16 protein-coding genes are annotated in these 17,320 nt (G+C 69.6%); 9 read left to right on the forward strand and 7 right to left on the reverse strand.

The window, feature by feature from the left end; all coding sequences use genetic code 11:
* Positions 1 to 8 precede the first annotated feature (8 nt).
* On the reverse strand, positions 9 to 1,301 hold the full coding sequence (locus tag E3328_RS11435) for an O-acetylhomoserine aminocarboxypropyltransferase/cysteine synthase family protein (RefSeq protein ID WP_135364779.1): 1,293 nt from the start codon (positions 1,299 to 1,301) through the stop codon (positions 9 to 11).
* A 213-nt stretch (positions 1,302 to 1,514) separates the two neighbouring features.
* Between E3328_RS11435 and E3328_RS11440 the strand changes: the two genes are divergently transcribed.
* Entirely contained in the window at positions 1,515 to 1,811 is a 297-nt protein-coding gene (locus E3328_RS11440) for a hypothetical protein (protein ID WP_135364780.1), read from the forward strand.
* Positions 1,812 to 1,937: 126 nt separating this feature from the next.
* Positions 1,938 to 2,234 carry a hypothetical protein gene (locus E3328_RS11445; protein ID WP_135364781.1) on the forward strand — a complete coding sequence of 99 codons (297 nt, stop codon included), beginning with the start codon at positions 1,938 to 1,940 and terminating at the stop codon, positions 2,232 to 2,234.
* 42 nt (positions 2,235 to 2,276) lie between these two features.
* Here E3328_RS11445 and E3328_RS11450 read toward each other — a convergent pair whose 3' ends face one another.
* Positions 2,277 to 4,049: a DNA-directed DNA polymerase II small subunit gene (locus tag E3328_RS11450; RefSeq protein ID WP_135364782.1), complete on the reverse strand. Its 1,773-nt coding sequence runs from the start codon at positions 4,047 to 4,049 to the stop codon at positions 2,277 to 2,279.
* 106 nt (positions 4,050 to 4,155) lie between these two features.
* Here E3328_RS11450 and E3328_RS22840 point away from each other — a divergent pair, with 106 nt between their 5' ends.
* Positions 4,156 to 5,379 carry a S24/S26 family peptidase gene (locus tag E3328_RS22840; RefSeq protein ID WP_135364783.1) on the forward strand — a complete coding sequence of 408 codons (1,224 nt, stop codon included), beginning with the start codon at positions 4,156 to 4,158 and terminating at the stop codon, positions 5,377 to 5,379.
* 39 nt (positions 5,380 to 5,418) lie between these two features.
* On the opposite strand, the gene E3328_RS11460 is transcribed toward E3328_RS22840, so the two are convergent.
* Positions 5,419 to 7,206, reverse strand: a complete 1,788-nt coding sequence (locus E3328_RS11460) for a Cdc6/Cdc18 family protein (RefSeq protein WP_281275783.1) — start codon at positions 7,204 to 7,206, stop codon at positions 5,419 to 5,421.
* 1,030 nt (positions 7,207 to 8,236) lie between these two features.
* Here E3328_RS11460 and E3328_RS11465 point away from each other — a divergent pair.
* The 4 genes from E3328_RS11465 (at position 8,237) to E3328_RS22735 (ending at position 10,469) form a co-directional block, all read left to right on the forward strand.
* Positions 8,237 to 8,878: an Era-like GTP-binding protein gene (locus E3328_RS11465; RefSeq protein WP_135364784.1), complete on the forward strand. Its 642-nt coding sequence runs from the start codon at positions 8,237 to 8,239 to the stop codon at positions 8,876 to 8,878.
* Between the two features lie 4 nt (positions 8,879 to 8,882).
* Complete coding sequence (locus E3328_RS11470) at positions 8,883 to 9,272, forward strand: DUF2073 domain-containing protein (RefSeq protein ID WP_123535269.1); 390 nt, start codon at positions 8,883 to 8,885, stop codon at positions 9,270 to 9,272.
* Positions 9,273 to 9,279: 7 nt separating this feature from the next.
* Positions 9,280 to 10,215, forward strand: a complete 936-nt coding sequence (locus E3328_RS11475) for an OapC/ArvC family zinc-ribbon domain-containing protein (RefSeq protein WP_135364785.1) — start codon at positions 9,280 to 9,282, stop codon at positions 10,213 to 10,215.
* Positions 10,216 to 10,340: 125 nt separating this feature from the next.
* Positions 10,341 to 10,469 carry a hypothetical protein gene (locus E3328_RS22735; RefSeq protein ID WP_281275784.1) on the forward strand — a complete coding sequence of 43 codons (129 nt, stop codon included), beginning with the start codon at positions 10,341 to 10,343 and terminating at the stop codon, positions 10,467 to 10,469.
* Positions 10,470 to 10,564: 95 nt separating this feature from the next.
* Here the strand turns inward: E3328_RS22735 and mdh are convergent, their stop codons facing one another.
* Positions 10,565 to 11,488: a malate dehydrogenase gene (mdh, locus tag E3328_RS11480; protein WP_135364786.1), complete on the reverse strand. Its 924-nt coding sequence runs from the start codon at positions 11,486 to 11,488 to the stop codon at positions 10,565 to 10,567.
* Positions 11,489 to 11,661: 173 nt separating this feature from the next.
* On the opposite strand from mdh, the gene E3328_RS11485 reads away from it, so the two are divergent.
* Positions 11,662 to 12,474, forward strand: a complete 813-nt coding sequence (locus E3328_RS11485; RefSeq protein WP_135364787.1) for an Sjogren's syndrome/scleroderma autoantigen 1 family protein — start codon at positions 11,662 to 11,664, stop codon at positions 12,472 to 12,474.
* A gap of 110 nt (positions 12,475 to 12,584) precedes the next feature.
* Here E3328_RS11485 and E3328_RS11490 read toward each other — a convergent pair whose 3' ends face one another.
* From E3328_RS11490 to E3328_RS11500, 3 genes are all read right to left on the reverse strand, one after another.
* A complete protein-coding gene (locus E3328_RS11490; RefSeq protein ID WP_135364788.1) occupies positions 12,585 to 13,121 on the reverse strand; it encodes a redoxin domain-containing protein in 537 nt (178 codons plus the stop codon).
* A 132-nt stretch (positions 13,122 to 13,253) separates the two neighbouring features.
* Positions 13,254 to 15,845 carry a DEAD/DEAH box helicase gene (locus tag E3328_RS11495; protein ID WP_135364789.1) on the reverse strand — a complete coding sequence of 864 codons (2,592 nt, stop codon included), beginning with the start codon at positions 15,843 to 15,845 and terminating at the stop codon, positions 13,254 to 13,256.
* A gap of 87 nt (positions 15,846 to 15,932) precedes the next feature.
* On the reverse strand, positions 15,933 to 16,262 hold the full coding sequence (locus tag E3328_RS11500; protein ID WP_135364790.1) for a hypothetical protein: 330 nt from the start codon (positions 16,260 to 16,262) through the stop codon (positions 15,933 to 15,935).
* A 280-nt stretch (positions 16,263 to 16,542) separates the two neighbouring features.
* On the opposite strand from E3328_RS11500, the gene E3328_RS11505 reads away from it, so the two are divergent.
* Positions 16,543 to 17,304, forward strand: coding sequence for a baeRF10 domain-containing protein (locus tag E3328_RS11505; RefSeq protein WP_167837384.1), 762 nt, complete (start codon positions 16,543 to 16,545; stop codon positions 17,302 to 17,304).
* The last annotated feature ends 16 nt before the right edge of the window (positions 17,305 to 17,320 follow it).

Below are 17,320 nucleotides of genomic sequence, written 5' to 3' on the forward strand. Positions count from 1 at the left end.
TCCCCCTCTCAGTTCGTCGCGGCGTCGATGGCCTGGTCGAGGTCGGCGACGATGTCGTCGACGGATTCGAGGCCCACCGACAGGCGGACCATGTCGTCGGTGACGCCGGCGGCCTGTTTCTCCTCGTCGCTCAGTTGCTGGTGGGTGGTCGAGGCGGGGTGGATGATCAGCGTCTTCGCGTCGCCGACGTTCGCCAGCAGCGAGGCGATCTCCGTCGACTCGACGGTGGTCCGGGCGGCGTCGTAGCCCTCCGCCAGCCCGAAGGTGATCATGCCGCCGTAGCCGCCGTCGAGGTACTCGCCGGCCTCCTCGTGGGTCTCGTGGTCGTCGAGGCCCGGGTAGGTGACCCAGGAGACCTCGGGATGATCGGCCAGATGCTCGGCGACGGCCATCGCGTTCTCGCAGTGGCGGTCCATCCGCATCGGCAGCGACTCCAGCCCCTGCATCGTGGTCCAGGAGTCGAACGGCGACTGCTGGCTCCCGAGGTCGCGCAGCCCGCGAGCGACCGCCGCGTAGGTGAACGCGGCGTCGCCGAACCGCTCGCGGAAGTTGACGCCGTGGTAGGCGGGGTTCGGCTCGGCGATCTCCGGGAACTTCTCGGCGTGCTCGTCCCAGGGGAAGGTTCCGCCGTCGACGAGGACGCCGCCGACGGTCGTGCCGTGGCCGTGGATCCACTTCGTGGTGGAGTTCCACACCAGGTCGGCGCCGTGGTCGATGGGCTGGCAGAGGTGGGGCGTCGCGAACGTGTTGTCGACGAACAGCGGCACGCCGTGGTCGTGGGCGATGTCGGCGATGCGCTCGATGTCTGGCGTCACCAGCGCGGGGTTGCCGATGGTCTCGAAGTGGACGTAGGCGGTGTCGTCGTCGATGGCTTCTTCGTACGCTTCGTAGTCGAGCGTGTCGACGAACCGCGCCTCGACGCCCATCCGCGGCGCCGTGTGCGTGTAGTAGGTGTAGGTCCCGCCGTACAGCGACGACGCGGTGACGATGTTGTCGCCCACGTCCGCGAGCATGAAGGTCGCGAGGTTCAAGGCGGCCATCCCGGAGGACGTGGCGACCGCGGCGGCGCCGTTCTCCAGGGAGGCGAGCCGCTCCTCGAGCATCGCGTTGGTCGGGTTCATCAGCCGCGAGTAGATGTGCCCGGGCTTCTCCAGGGCGAACTGCTGGGCGGCGTCGTCGGCGTCCTCGAAGACGTAACTCGTGGTCTGGTAGATCGGCGGCGCGCGCGCGCCGGTCGCCGCGTCGGGTTCCTCCTGGCCAACGTGCAGTGCCTTCGTCGCCGGGTCCCAGTCGTCGGACATGGGATCGACTGACGACCGCCGGCCACATAAGTCCCAACCAGCCCGGCGAGTCCCGCCCGCTGTCGGCGGTCCCGGCAGGATTTCGGCCCGACCGAACCGGTTCGCTCCGGACCGGCGGCTCCGCCGACTCGAACCGGAGCTGCCGACCCGGACCGTGGCCCGCCGTCGCATCTAACGCGCAGTTAAGTCCCTGGAAGCCGTACGTTTCCGGCAATGAGTTCCTCGGATCGCTTGTCGCGGCTGGTGTCGGCGGTCAGCGCGCACGTGTTGCGGGTCGTCGGATCGCTCATGATCGTCCTGTCGGTCGGGATCGCCGCGGTCAGCGTCTCCACGGGAAGCGGTCCCGGCGCCGGGGAGACGAGCGGCGGAACCACCGCCATCGCCGCCGACGCGGGAGCGGTCGCCGCCCTCGTCGAGTTCGCCGCCGCCCACCCCGCCTACCCCGCCGCGGTGCTGGTCGGGCTCGTCCTCGTGGCCGCCGGCGAGGAGACGCCGCTGATCGGGAGCTGACCCGGTTGCGACGCGGAGTGACGGCGGTGGCGGACCCGGGCGTCGCTCCACGGCTGCGAGAGCCGGCCATCCGCCCGGGCGGTGTCTGACGTAGATTTATGCAGTCGTGATGGCTGCACACACTCGATGACGCGACTCGGTGGTGACCCCGGCACGGGAACGGTCCTCGACGGGCAGACCCTGCGGATCGCCGGGCTGGCGACGCTCGTCTGTGCGACGGTCGTCACCGCCGCGAGCCTCGCCACGCCCCACGGGCTCTCGGTCCCCGGTCGGTCGGCCTCGAACGCCGCACCCGTCCTCGCCGACAGCGGCGTCGCGGCGGCGCTCGTCGAGTTCGCCGCCGCTCACCCCGCGTATCCGGTGCTCGCGCTCGTCGGACTGATCCTGGTCGTCGCCGGCGAGGAGACGCCGCTGCTCGGGTGAGCGGGGAGTTCCACCCGAAGTGAGGGGGTTCCGCGCGCCGGCCTACTCGAAGTCGTGGATCCGCAGGTCGAGCGTGTCCAGCGAGACGATGGGGGCGAAGGCCACGTCGGGGTCGATGTTGACGCTCTTCTGGAAGTCCGTCTGGGCCTGCCAGCAGCCCGAGTTGATGGTGAGGACGTTGTGGTACTTGCCGTAGCCCAGTTTGTGGACGTGGCCGGAGTGGAAGATATCGGGCACCGACTCCATGACGAGGTGGTCCTCCTCCTCGGGGGCCAGGCGGGTCTGGCCGCCGAACTGCGGGGCGACGTGCCGTTTCTTCAAAAGCTGGTACATCGGCTTGTGCGGTTCCTCGTAGCTGGCCTTCTCGTCGGGCAGCTCGGCGATCACCTCGTCCAACGAGACGCCGTGGTACATCAGCACGTCGACGCCCTCGACGGTCACGGTGGAGGGGTTGCCCGAGATGCGGGCGTCGTGGGCGCTCATGATCGACCGGAGCTCCTCGTCGAACGCCGGTTGCGGCTCGGCGAGGCGGACCGCGTCGTGGTTGCCCGGGATCATGACGATCTCCATGTCCCCGGGCACCTCCTTGAGGTACTCGCTGAACCGCTCGTACTGCTCGTAGATGTCGACGATGTCGAGTTCCTCGTCCTGGTCGGGGTAGACGCCGACGCCCTCGACCATGTCGCCGGCGATGAGGAGGTACTCGACCCTGTCGGCGTCGGCGGTGTGCAGCCAGTCGGTGAAGCGGTGCCAGGCGTCGGCCTCGAACTCCTGGCTGCCGACGTGCACGTCGCTGATGAGCGCCGCCTCGACCTCCCGATCCGCCGTCGAGGGCTCGTAGGTACGGGGGATCTCCGGGAAGTACAGCGAGTCGACGAAGAGGATGCCCCCGTCGTCGGCGAGCGTCCCGTCGACGGCGATCACCTCGTCGAGCAGGAGTTCGTTCACCAGGTCGGCGATGTCCCGGTCTTTCATCACCAGACAGGGGAACGTGCCGTTGGTGTCCTCCAGCTCGACCAGCCAGTGGCCGCTGGCGGTCGAGCGGATGTCCGAGACCATGCCGACCAGCGCCGCCTCGCTGCCGCCCGGCATCGACTCGATGGCGTCGGTCGGCCGGTGGTTGACCCGCCCGCGCAGCTGCTTCGAGAGCTTCTCGTAGCGGTCGCGGAACACAGCCACGAAATCGGAGTACTCGCCGGTCCCCGTGCTCCGGATGTCGCCCTCGATGGCCACCGACTGCTGGTCGGGGTCGGCCGGCGTCCGGCCGCCTGCGCCCGTCGCGTCCGTCCGACCCGGATCGGCTGTCCCATCCGTCCCGTTCGGATCGGCCCCCGCGTCGGGACCGGGGGCCGACGGAGTGCCGGACGCCGCCGGCGACGCCCCGTCCGGATCTTCTGGCGACGCCCCGTCCGGATCCGCCGACAGCTGCCCCGCCTCGTCGGTCGCGAGGCCGTCCTCCTCCGCGGCAGACCCCTTCGTTTCGACTGCACCAGCCCCGCCCCCGTCCGCCGGTTCGGGGGCGTCGCCTCCAGTTGAAACAGAGGGGTCTTCCGTCGGCGGCTGGGCGGCACTTTCAGCGGTCGGGTCCGGGTCGGTTCGGGCGGCCGGATCGCCGGACCGCGAGCGGGTATCGACGACCTCCTTGACGTGGTCGGCGGTGAGCTTGACGGCGTCGTCGGGGACGGTTTCGAGTGTACGGTCGAGGGCGCCGGCTGGGTCGGGGGTGGCGGCGAGGAGGGTGACCGCCTCGGGTTCGGCGTTGTAGCCGCGCCTGGCGAGTTCGTTGGCGACGTGAACCGGCGTCTCGAGCGGCACAGTCGGTGATCGGCGGCGGTCCGCAAAAGCGTAGCGGACCGCGGGGCCGCGGCCGGCCGAGGGCGGGTCAGAACATTCAAACCGCCACTGACCCAACGGGCCGGCAATGAGCCCGCCCCGCGACGACGAACCGCCGTCCGAGGATCCCGACCGGCCCGTCGACGGCGGTGACCGACCGGGCGGGGACGACGGGACCGACCCCGGCGAGACCGACGACGGAGCCGACCTCCGCGGAACCGACGACGGAAGCGGACCGGGGGAGGCCGACCCGGGTCCCGAGGGTGTCGACGGCGAACCGTTCGATCGGGACCCGACCACCGTAGGGGATCCGGACGCCGAAATCGACGACGGTCCGGACGCCGAAACCGACGACGGCCGGGACCCGACGGGGCCGGGCGGGGTCTCCGAACCAGGGGAGAACCGGACCTCCGAAAGCGGGGAAAACGGGGCCCCGGAAACGGGGGAGAACCGGGACGACCCTCCGGGAACCCGGGGCAGTGACGGACCCTCGGGCGTCGCCGTCAACGGCGGTGAAGCGGCCGCCGACGCCCCCGCCGCACGCCGGTCGACTGCCGACGACGAGACCGCCGAGGGGAGCGGGCTGCGGACCTTCGTGGTCGACGTGGTGTCGAGCGCGCTGGCCGTGTTGCTGGTCGGCGCCCTGCTGTTCGCGGTCAGCGGCGTCTGGCCGCCGATGGTCGCGATCGAGAGCGGGAGCATGGAACCGCACATGAGCACCGGCGACCTGGTGTTCGTGATGGAAGAACAGCGATTCCCGGGCGACGGCGCGGTCGCCGGGACCGGCGTCGTCACGCTACACTCCGGCCAGGACAGCGACTACCGGAAGTTCCAGCGCCCCGGGGACGTGATCGTCTACAAGCCCGACGGCAGCGCGAGCGCGACGCCGATCATCCACCGGGCGATGTTCTACGTCGAGGAGGGCGAGAACTGGTACGACGAGGCCGACCGGCAGTCGATCGGCCGCTACAGCGAGTGCGGCGAGACGACCGACGAGGCGCTGCCGACCTGCCCGGCGCCCCACGCCGGGTTCATCACGAAGGGCGACGCGAACGGCGCCTACGACCAGGCCCAGGCCGACCCGCTCAGCGGACCGGTCAAGCCCGGGTGGATCGTCGGGACCGCGGAGGTCCGCGTCCCGAAGCTCGGCTGCATCCGGCTGCGCAACGAGCGGTGCGCAGACGGGTTCCGCGCGGCACCGACCGGCGCGGCCGGCCCGGTACCGGATGGGGCGGCCGACCCGGTATCGGACGGAGGGACCGACGCGGCGCTGGCGGCCGGGTCGGGGAACCGCAGCGCCGTCGCTCCGTAGGCACAGGTCGAGTTCCCGGCGAGAAGCGTCGGCGTCCGCTCAGTTGTCGCTGTCGAAGCGGGTCTGGACGAACGGCTGGGTGTCCTCGATGTCAGAGAGCCGCGAGTCCGAGAGGAGGACGGCCTCGGTCTCGTCGATGGGGACCGACAGGGAGATCTCCTTGGTGCGGCCGTAGCGGCCCTTGCTGACGACGACGGCGTTGACGATGCCGAGCATGTCGAGTTCCGAGATGAGGTCGGTGACCCGACGCTGGGTGAGCGTGTCCACGTCGATCTCCTCGCACAGGCGCTGGTAGACGTTGTACACCTCGCCGGTGTTGATGTTGTGGACGCCGTTCTTCTCCAGCATGATGATCGCGAACAGGACGAGCTTCGACTGGGTGGGGAGGGTGCGGACCACCTCGACGACGCGGTCGAGCTCGATCTTCTCCTGGGCCTTGCGGACGTGGTCCTCGTTGACGTCGTCGGTCTGGTCGCGCTCGGCGAGTTCGCCCGCGGTCCGCAGCAGGTCGAGCGCCCGTCGGGCGTCGCCGTGCTCCTGGGCCGCGAAGGCGGCACAGAGCGGGATCACGTCGTCGGTGAGCGCGTCGCCCTCGAAGGCGACCTCCGCGCGGTGTTCGAGGATGTCCCGCAGCTGGTTGGCGTCGTAGGGCGGGAAGACGATCTCCTCCTCGCCGAGGCTGGACTTGACCCGGGGGTCGAGGAAGTCGGTGAACTTCAGGTCGTTGGAGATGCCCATGATCGAGACCCGCGAGCGCTCCAGCTCGGAGTTCATCCGCGAGAGGTTGTAGAGGGTGTCGTCGCCCGATTTCTCGACGAGCTTGTCGATCTCGTCGAGCATGATGACGACGACCCGCTCGTGGTAGTCGACGGCGTCGAAGAAGGTGCTGTAGACCCTGTCCGTGGGCCACCCGGTCATCGGGACCTGCTCGAAGGAGTCGCGGTCGTCCTCCAGCTGCTCGATGCGGTCCTCGACGGCGGCGACCGAGTCGTACTCCGTGTCGGCCAGGGCCGCCGGATCGTCCCGTGCGCGCTCGCGAAGGTCTTCGAGGGCGTCGAGCTCCTCGTCGATGACCGCCTCGTTCTTCTCGATGAACTTGTTGGCGAGCTGGGCGAGCACGCGGTACTGCGTGTCGGTGACCTCGCAGTTGATGTACTCGACCTCGCAGGGCACCTCGTACTTCTGGGACGTGGACTCGAGTTCCGTGCTGACGAACTTCGCGCTGGCGGTCTTGCCCGTCCCCGTCTTCCCGTAGATGAGGATGTTCGAGGGCGAGTCCCCGCGCAGCGCGGTCACGAGGATCGTCGCCATGTTGTTGATCTGCTCCTCGCGGTGGGGGAGCTTGCGCGGCGTGTAGGACGGTCGGAGGACCTCCTTGTTCTCGAAGATCGGGTCGCCGGCCAGCAGGTCGTCGAACAGCCCCTGGGAGGCCTCCTCGGTGTCCTCCGAGCCCACGTCGTCGAGCATCACGTCGTCGAGCACCGACGAGTCGACCCCGTCGCCCCCGGCGTCGAGGTCGACGTCCGCTGACCCGACGCTCCCCCGGACGCTGCTCGACGGGTCGCCCCCCTCCGGGGCCGCCGAGCCGGCGTCCGGCGAGTCGTCTCCGGGCGAATCGTCCCCCGGCGAGTCGTCTCCCTGGGAGTCACCCCTCCCCGAGTCGCCGTCCGTCGAACTGCCCCCCTCGTCCGTCTGTCGGTCGCCGTCGCGCCCGGTCGGTTCCTCCCCGTCCGCCGTCGGGGGTGCCTGTTCGCCGTCCTCGCCCGCTCCATCCACGAACCGCTGTGAATCGAGCGTCGTGTCCTGGTCTGTGTCGTCCCCGTTCATCGTAGTCGTTGGAGTACCGCGTATCCGAACCCCTCCGTTTCGCCTGGAAGTGTCGTCGCGCACCCGCAGAGCGCGACTCCCGTCGATGATATCGCCGCGTTCAGCCGATCTCGAAGATCACGGCGAGTCCAGTTGAACCACAAGAACCCGTGGTTGATACGATATTAAATATTTCGGTGACCGTCGCGGGAGCGATCCAGAGCGAACCCCGATCGTCCGAAGAACGGGCGGTAGAGCTCCATATTCGGACGATTCTGTCGACCGAAACGACGACCCGAGTGACCGGGAGGTCCGACGGCGGTCCGGCCCGTCGCGATTCGCGATCGATATCGAACACGAATCGGCGGAACACCCCCACCCCTTCATTTCGGGTGGAACGCGACAAGAGGGGGTGGGGGGTCCCAGCGGGATTACCTGAGCTTGCTAGAGAGAAAGATTTACTATCTAGACCGTAAAACCAAATCCGCACCAGAGAGAAAACAATATTTCGTCTACGTTCGTGTCTAGTTGTAGAGGATCTATGCCCTCTAGTTATCCTGAAATCACTGAAGGTTATTCTAGACCACTCTAGAATGATCGGAAGACATCCAATCCCGACCCCGAAGTAGCAACGGGTTCGACCGTCCTTCGAACCACCCCCACGGGTGGCCGCCGTTCCAGTTGAAACGAAGGGGTGGGGGTCGGGTTTCCGCTCGCCGGATCGTCCGGCGCCCGCCCCGCTCGTCTATCTGGGGTGGTCCCGGTGGAGGTCCGAACCGCTCCCGGCCGGCTGCCCGGACCGCTCCTCGGCGGGCGCCCCTCGGGGGGCCGTCGACCCGGTTCCGATTTTCGAGCGCGTCGGGTTCCGGCTGCAGTCGCGGTCGATCCGAAAGGGACCGCTGTCGCGGCCGACCCGTAAATCCGTGGAAGACGACGTGAGGAGTCCGAATTCCCCCGTACTATCCGGATATTTATATATGTCTGACGTAGGCTTAAGTGAGTCGGAGCGGCTTATTCGCTCAGATGCGCCGCGGCGGCGCAGGAGGATAGGATGGGACTGTTCACAGAGCTCAAAGACAGCATTTCGAGGGCGGCGTCGACGCTGTTCTCGGAGGAGGACCCGAAACGTATCGGCATCTACGGCCCGCCGAACGCGGGGAAGACGACGCTGGCCAACCGCATCGCCCGGGACTGGACCGGCGACGCGGTCGGCCCGGAGAGTCACGTTCCCCACGAGACGCGCCGGGCTCGCAGGAAGGAGGACGTCGAGATCGAGCGCGACGGCAAGACGGTCAACATCGACATCGTCGACACGCCCGGCGTGACGACGAAGGTCGACTACACCGAGTTTCTCGAACACGACATGGAGAAAGACGACGCCGTCCGGCGCTCGCGGGAGGCGACGGAGGGCGTCGCGGAGGCGATGCACTGGCTCCGGGAGGACGTCGACGGGGTCATCTACGTGCTCGACTCGACGGAAGACCCGTTCACCCAGGTCAACACGATGCTCATCGGGATCATCGAGAGCCAGGACCTCCCGGTGCTGATCCTCGCGAACAAGATCGACCTGGAGGAGTCGTCGGTCCAGCGGATCCGCAACGCGTTCCCGCAACACGAGACGACGGAGCTGTCGGCCCTCGAAGGTGACAACATGGACGAAGTGTACGACAAGATCGCGGAGTACTTCGGGTGATATCATGGCCGAAGCCAAACACCCCGAAGACGAAGACGGAGTGCAGATCGACCTGATCAGCGCCGAGCGCATGGACGGCAAGACGACGATGGAGAAGATCCGGATGATCTTAGACGGCGTCCGGGACAACAACATCGTCATCCTCGAGGCCGGCCTCACGCCCGACGAGGAGTCGCGGCTCATCGAGGTCACGATGACCGAGATCAGCCCCGACGAGTTCAACGGCATCGAGATCGAGACCTATCCCAAGTCCCAGGCCGACGACTCGAGCCTGCTCGGCCGCCTCATGGGCAAAGAGGAGACCAAGAAGCTCACGGTGATCGGTCCGGCGAACCAGATCGAGACGCTCCACAAGGACGAAACTCTCATCAGCGCGCTCGTCTCGCGGAAATAGCCAAGGTATGCCCCACCAGTGTACGAACTGCGACCGGACGTTCGCCGACGGCTCCAAGGAGATGCTGTCGGGCTGTCCGGAGTGTGGCGGCACGAAGTTCCAGTTCCGGCCCGACGGTTTCGACGACTCGCCCGCCGGCGACGACGCGAGCGGCTCGACCGGTCGAGGCCCGGACGACGGCGGGGTTCCGGGTTCGGCGCCGGACTCGCCGCCGGAGCCGACCGACCGGCCCGGCGACTCGGTGAGCCGGACGGTCGGCAACGCCGCCGCGACGGTCCGTGACCTGGTCGGCGGCTCGGCCGGCAGCGACGCCACCGATGCGCGCCCCCCGGCGGAGTCCACGGCGGCCGAGACGGGCTCGGCGGGGACCGCCGACACGTCCGGCCCCGCGAACGCTCTCGATCCCGCGAATGCGCCCGACTCCGCGGACGGGCTGGCGGGCGGGGACGACGACATCATCGTCGCGGAGTCCGACCCCGGAACCGAGGATACCGCCCAGGCCGACGCGCGCAGCCAGCTGGTCGACCCCGACGAGATGCCCGACAGCGAGGGGTTCGACCCGGCCGACGAGGATGGCCCGGCCGAGGCCGATGGCCCGACGGACGCGGACGCTCCGTCCGACGCTGGTGCCCCGCCCGAGCGTGTTGACGCGGTCGACGGGGCCGAACCCGGGGCGGACGCCGAGGCCGACGCGGCCGGTTCGCCCTCCGAAGAGCGATCCGTCGCCGAACAGCCGGACGCCGAGCGCGCCGACCGGCCGGACCTGGCCGAACTCCGCGAGGAGCTGAACGACCAGTTCGAGAGCATCCGGGTGGTCGAACCCGGGCAGTACGAACTCAACCTGATGGAGCTGTACGACCGCGAGGAGTACATCATCGCGCTCCAGGAAGACGGCCGCTACAGCATCCAGGTGCCCGAGACCTGGCGTCAGGCCGACGCCTGACCTCCTCCTCCTGCGTCCCGACCTTCGACACTCGGTTCGAAAGCCGTCGCTGTCCGGCGGTCACGCGTGCAGGCACAATCGTTATACTCTCGGCCGTCGATACTCGTCCCAACGGAGGGGTACCCGTGACTCGCCAGCGAACGCACCTCGAGGAGTGGGCCTCACTGCTCGACGAGCGAGTGTCCGAGGACGCCCTCGACGAGGGGCGCCGCGAGCGCCGAACCGACCGGCCGGATCCCCAGCGGGGCGGTTGACCCGGTGCCGGGCCGAATCCCGGCCGGGCAGACACCGGTATTCGGCCGTCAGGTTCGCCCCGATCCGACCCGCCTCGCTCGCCGGCGTCCGCCGGTCACTCCTCGCTCGTCATCCGCCCGTACTGGTCGGAGAGCTTCTCGGCCGCGTCGTCCATCAGGTCGCGCTCGTACTCGGAGAGTTCCCACTCGACGACCTCCTCGACGCCGTCGGACCCGAGCTTGACCGGGACGCCGAAGGCGGTGTCGTCGTAGCCGAACTCGCCGTCGAGGGCGACCGAGCAGGGCAGCACTTCGCCGGTGTCCCGGAGGATCGCCTCGACGGTGTGGGCGACGCCCGTCGCGGGGCCCCACTGGGTCGCGCCCTTCCGCTCGATGACGTCCATCGCCGACTCCTGGAGGTCTTCGAGGATCTCCTCGCGCTCGTCGGCGGAGAACTCGGGGTCGCGGCCGTCGACGCGGACCTTCGAGAACACGGGGACCTGCGCGTCGCCGTGCTCGCCGAGGATCGTCGCCTCGACGTTGCCGACCTGCGTGTCGAACCGCTCGGAGAGGACGTAGCGAAAGCGCGCGGAGTCGAGCCGGCCGCCGAAGCCGACCACCTTCTCGCGGGCCCGCTCGCCCGTCTCGTAGAGGTGGCGGTTGAGGAGGTCGACGGGGTTCGAGGTCGTCACCGTCACGAAGTCGTCGTTGTGCTCGGCCAGCGAGGAGCCGATGTCCTCCATGATCGGCGCGTTGTCGCCCGCCAGATCGATGCGGGTCTGGCCGGGCGACCGCGGGATGCCGGCCGTGATGACCACCACGTCCGAGCCGGCGGTGTCCTCGTAGGTGCCCTGCCGGACGGTCGTGTTCGAGTCGTAGGCGACGCCGTGGTTGGTGTCGGCCGCCTGGCCCACCGTCTCGTCTTCCTTGTCCGGGATGTCCACGAACACCAGCTCGTCGACGATGTCCCGAAGCGCAAGGTTGTACCCCGCTGCCGCCCCGACGGTGCCTGCCGCACCGACGATGCTGACTTTCGTCATATCACGTGATCTGTTCCCACGTTCCGGGGGTAAAAGTATCGAAACCCGTCCGCTGGGGCCGTCGTTCGTCCATTCTCGGTTCGACACTCGTCGATAACAGTGGCGAACGGTCGGGCCGTCACTCGGGCGGCCGTGGCGACGGCCTTTTTGGGAGTCGCCGGTATCCTTCGGGTATGAGCGACTTCGACAAGGAGGCCGAACGGGAGCGGCTCCGCGAGAAGTACGAACAGGACAAGCAAAAGCGGGAGGCCAGCGAGCGGATGAGCGACCTGTTGCTGAAGGGCGCGACGATGACCAACGCCCACTGCAACGACTGCGGCGACCCGATCTTCCGCTACGACGGCGACGAGTTCTGCCCCACCTGCCAGCGCGTGGTCACGAACGACGAGGCCGTCGAGGAGGCCGCCGAGGGCGACGGGCAGGTCGACGAGCCCGTCCAGACGCCCGACGACGGCGGCGCGGCCGACGCGGGGGGCCCCGACCAGGGTAGCGCCGACGCGGGCGACGCGAGCGCCGATCGGCCCGCGGAGGCCGAGAACGGCGACACGCCCGGCCACATCGAGATCAAACAGCCCGACGGCCCCGCCGTCCGGACCGGCGCCGACGCATCGAGCGGCGAGCAGGCGACCGCGGAGGGGTCGACCCCGAGCCGGGATCCCGAGGATAACCAGTCACAGGCGACGCGCCGACAGCCGAGCCAGTCACAGGCGACGCGCCGACAGTCGAGCCAGTCACAGTCGGGGGCCGCCGAGCCGAACCGCTCGCGGGACCAGCCGTCCCGGACCCCGTCGACGCCCGAGCGGGCGGAGGCCCCGGTCGCCGAGGCCGACGACGAGTTCGGTGCGGCCCGCGCGTCGCTGGTGCGGACGCTCCGCAAACAGGCCGAGCGCGCGGAGAACTGCGAGGACCCGCGCCGCGCCCGCGACCACCTCGCGGCGGCCCGCGAGGCGGCCGAGGCCCTCGGCGCGCTCTCGGGGTCGTACTGAACGTCCCACCCGAAGCACTTCTCTGCTGTACCGGACTCCCCCACCGCGAAGAACGTCGCCGCTGCGTCGGACTTCCCCACCGCGGTCCCCACTCCCGCGGATATCCGTCCTTACGTCCCGAGCGCGTCCTGCGCCGCGTCGAGCGCCGCCTCGGGGGATGGGCACTCCTGGAGGGTCTCGCCGCCCTCGGTGTGGACGAGCCGCGGGAACTGCTGGCGGGTGTCGAGGACGCCGATCCCCGGCAGCGTGTCGACGCCGACCTCGATGTCCGCGAAGGCGTCGAACCGCGGCGTCCCGTCGGTCATCGCCGTCGCCGCCCCGGCGTCGGCGCCGGCGTCGGCGGTCGGCCCCTCCGAGGAGTCGGCGAGGACGGGATAGGTCAGGTCGTAGCGTCGCCGCCAGTAGCCGGCCCGCTCGGCGGTGTCCGGGAGCGCGCCGACGACGGCCACGTCCTCGGCGGCGAACTCGTCGAACGCCTCGCTGTAGGCCGTGGCGCGCTCGCGCGATACCTGACAGTAGTGGTCTCGCAACAGGAGCACGACCACGGCGTCGAACTCGGCCGCGAGGTCCTCGCTCGCGACCGTATCCGGCCCTGGCCCCCCGTTCGGCAACTCGAACCTGACGATCCATTGCATGCCGTCGCTCATCTGTAGCCCCCTGCTGGTATCGGCTTCGAACCCGGGGATAATCGTTGTTCGGATCGTTCAAAATCTCGACTCGAAACGAAGGGGTGTTCGAGTCGAGTCGCCGCCACCGCGTCCGGCGGTCGAACCCCGGGATCAGCCGTCGTAGTCGCTTCCAACCACTTCGCGGATCCGTTCGGCGGTGACCTCGCCGACGCCGTCGGCGGCCGTGAGTTCGTCGGCGTCGGCGGTCATCACCGCCTCGACGCTGCCGAACTCGGATAGGAGGGACTCGGCGGTGACCGGCCCGACCTCCGCCACGCTGGCGACCACGTACTCCTGCTGTTCGGCCAGCGTCTTCGAGCTCTTCTCGCCGTGGACGCTGACGGTCCTGTCTTCCTCCTCCTGCTCGCGAGCCGCGATATTCGCCAGCAGGTCCCGGGTCTCATCGGCGTCGGTCGTCCGGAGGACGCTCGCGCCGAAGTCCACCGCGATGGAGGCCAGCGCGCCGTGGATGGCGTTGGGGTGGACGTTGCGCTCGCCGTAGAGGTCCTCGCCCTCGATGACGACGACGGGCCGGGCGTAGTAGCGGGCCGCGTCGGTGAGCTGTTCGAACAGCGAGCGCTCGTCGCCGCCGGTCAGCGTGTCCAGGAAGTCCGCGACCGTCTTGCGCTCGACGACCACCCGGTCGGAGAGGACGTAGTCGCCGACCGCCAGCGTCTCCAGGCGCGTCTCGACGCCGTCCTGCCGCGAGAGGTCCTTCGCGATCGACGCGTCGAGCTCCCGCTGGTCGACGACGACCTCGACGCTCTCGTCGTCGGCGCTCGCGGTCGCCACTTCCCCGTCCGGCTCGTCGCGGTCGGCGGACTCGTCGCCCCGCTCGTCCGAGTCCGATCCCCCGGCGAACGCGTCGAGCCCCGCCTGGCCGTCGCCGCCGGTGTCGTCGTCGCCCCCGGACTCGTCACTCGCGTCGGCGTCGTCACCGCCGTCCCCGGACGCTTGCGAGGCGGTTGCGGACTCCTCGGGTTCGGCTTCCCGTCCCCCCGTTTCGGCTGCGGAGTCGTCCGGCTCGGCTGCGACCTCCCCGTCGTCGGTTGCCGCTTCGCCCCCCGTTTCGTGTGGAGCCGAGTCGTCGCTGGGTGCCTGCTTCGCCCCGGCCGCGGCGAACTCGTCCATCCCGGTCTGGGTGAGCTCGCTCTCGATCTCGCCGGCCATCGACTTCAGCGAGCGCAGCTCCTCCTCCATGCGCTTCTGGTCGTTGCGCGCCTTCCAGAAGTACGCCTCGTCGCGGGTGTCCTCCGCGAGCAGCACGGACACCGCCCCCTCGGTCTGGCGGCCCGTCCGTCCCTTCCGCTGGATGGCGCGGATCGCCGTCGGCACGGGCTCGTAGAACAGCACCAGATCCACTTCGGGCACGTCCAGCCCCTCCTCGGCGACGGACGTGGAGACGAGCACCTCGAACTCGCCGGCGCGGAACTCGTCTAAGGTCTCCTGCTGTTCGGTCTGGGTCATCCCGTCGCTGCCCTCGGTGTCGGACTGGCCGACGAACTTCCGGGTCTGGAAGTGCTCGCCGAGGAAGTCCGTCAGCGTCTCCGCGGTGTCGCGCGATTCGGTGAAGACGATGACCCGCTCGCCGTCCTCGATACCGAGCGTCTGGGCGATCAGCATCCGCGTCCGCCTGAACTTCGGGTGGAGGTCGTCGTAGTCCTCCGCCCGCCGGATCGCCTCCCGCACCTTGGGCTCGGAGACCATCCGCTGGTCGGCCTTCGACGCGCCCGACGAGCGGGCGGCCTGCTTCTGGCGCTCGAAGTACCGCCGGAGGCTCTCGACGCTCTGGGTCTCGGCGTAGGTGACGGCGGTCCTGAGCTTGCGCACCTCCGCGAGCAGGCTCATCCCCTCGTAGCCCTCCGACTGGTCGTTGTCCATCAGCTCCCGGAGCTTGCCCTGGATCTTCTGTATCTCGCGCTCCGACACGTCGGGCTTGCTGGTGTTCGTGACCCCCAGGTCCCGGAGCTTCGAGAGGCGATCGGCGATCACGTCGTTGATCGCGTCGCGGATCTCGATCACCGTCTCCGGGAGCTCGACGCGCTCCCAGTCGACGGTGGTCTCGTGGGTGTAGGCGGCCACGTCGGCGTCGTCCTCGGTCATCACCTCGACCTGGGCGAGCCCGAGGTTGCCGCAGACCTCGAGGATGGCCTCCTCGTCGTCGCCGGGGGAGGCGCTCATGCCCGTCGCGAGGGGGTCGCGGGCCTCGTCGTGGTAGCGCTCGGCGATGTAGTTGTAGGCGTAGTCGCCGGTCGCGCGGTGGCACTCGTCGAAGGTGCAGTGGACCACGTCGGTCAGGTCGACCCGGTTGCCGACGAGGTCGTTCTCGACGACCTCGGGGGTCGCGACGACGACCCGGGCGCCCGACCACAGGTCCGCGCGGTCGTCGGGCCGTGTGTCGCCGGTGTAGACGACGATCTCGCCGTCGGGCACCTCCAGGGCCTCCCGGTAGAACTCGGCGTGCTGGGTGACCAGCGGCTTGGTCGGCGCGAGCAGCAGGGACTTGTTGACGGCGTCGCCGGCCAGCCGCTCGGCGGTGACCAGCAGGCTCACCGTCGTCTTCCCGAGGCCGGTGGGGAGACAGACCAGGGTGTGGGTCTCCAGCGCCGCGTCGGCCAGTCGCCGCTGGTAGGTCCGGTCCTCGAGGAACCCGTCGGTGAGGAGCGGCCCCGACACCCCCTCGGCCTCGTCGGTCGTCGCCATTTGTCCGTGGTTGGCCCCGCCGCCCGATAAGGCTTCAGGTACCGCGCCGGAAGTGAAACAGGGGTGTTCGCCGTCCAGAACCTCGGTTCACGTCGCGTCGACCAGTCGCAGTTCCGCACCGTCCTCGCTCTCTTCGAGGCGGGCGTTCGGCAGCGTACAGGGCCACTCGTCGTAGCCGACGGGCAGATCGCTCTCCCCCGCCCGCCAGCGGTCGTAGTCCACGTCCTCCCAGTTGCGGTCGTAGTCCGCGTGGTCGCCCCAGCCCAGCCCGTCCCAGGTGTTCCGGTCGATCTCCGGGGAGGGTTCGAGGTAGAACTCCCCGCGGTCGGCGTCGAAGTCGACGACGGTCCCGACCGGTTTCCCGCGGTCGGTCACGCGCGTCCCGAGGTACGCCTGCCAGTCCGGGTCGTCGAGCATACCCGGGCTTGCCGGGCGCGACCGATGAACGGCGGGCCTGCCGTGGCAAGCCGCCGGCCGCCGCCAGTCGCCGGCCGTCCCTCGGCCGTGTCACGGCCACCCACGCCACCCGAACGGCTTTGTGTCATCCATCCGTTCACTCGGGTATGCGCCGCTCCGACCACGCCCGCGCCGCGTCCGCGCCGGTCGCGAGCGGCACGCTCGTTCTCTGAAGACGGTGATGGCCGGCCCTCGCGGGCCACGGGTACCGCTCGCCGACCGACACCCGCCATCACCACAGATGACAGACGACACGCGACACGACAGCACGGACAGCGAACCGAACAGCGGTCCCTCGAACGACAGCGGACCGCCCGGCGGCGACGAGTACGGCCTGCTCGTCGTCGAACGAGGGAACGCCGCCCTCGGCCGCGTCGTGGACGGCGGGGTCGAACCCGTCGCCACGGTCGACGGCGGGATCACGGGATCGGCCCGTGCGGGAACGGACGACCCCGACCGCTTCGAGCGCGAGCGCCGGCGCCGGAGCCGCGCGTTCTTCCGCGAGGTCGCCGCGGCGGCCGACGAGGCGTTCCTCGGCGACGACCCCGTGGCCCGCCTCGCCGTCGGCGGCCCGATGGACGCCGCGACGGCGTTCGTCGACGGCGGGCACCTCGACGACCGCCTGACCGACCGTCTCGTCGGCACCTTCACCGTCGAACACGCGTCCGAACCGGGCCTGCGGGAACTGCTCGACGCCGCGGCCGCCGACCTCCTCGACCCGGCGACGCGGCGGCTCCGCGAGACGCTCGCGGAATTCTTCGAGCGCCTGCGCGACGGCGAGGGAGTCGTCTACGGCGACGACGACCTCGACCGGGCGGTCGACGACGGCACCGTCGAGACGGCGCTGGTCGCCGCGACGGTCGACCGGGAGCGCCGCGAGGGGATCGAGGCGGCCGTGGCCGCTCGGGGCGGCGAGACGCTCGTCGTCCCCGGGAACTCCGCCCGCGGCGCGCGGTTCGCGGAGACGTTCGCGGTCGGCGCTCTCCTGAGTGACTCGGAGTGAGTGGACGGGGGCGACG

It is taken from the genome of Halosimplex halophilum (assembly GCF_004698125.1).
GTDB classification, from domain to species: Archaea; Halobacteriota; Halobacteria; order Halobacteriales; family Haloarculaceae; genus Halosimplex; species Halosimplex halophilum.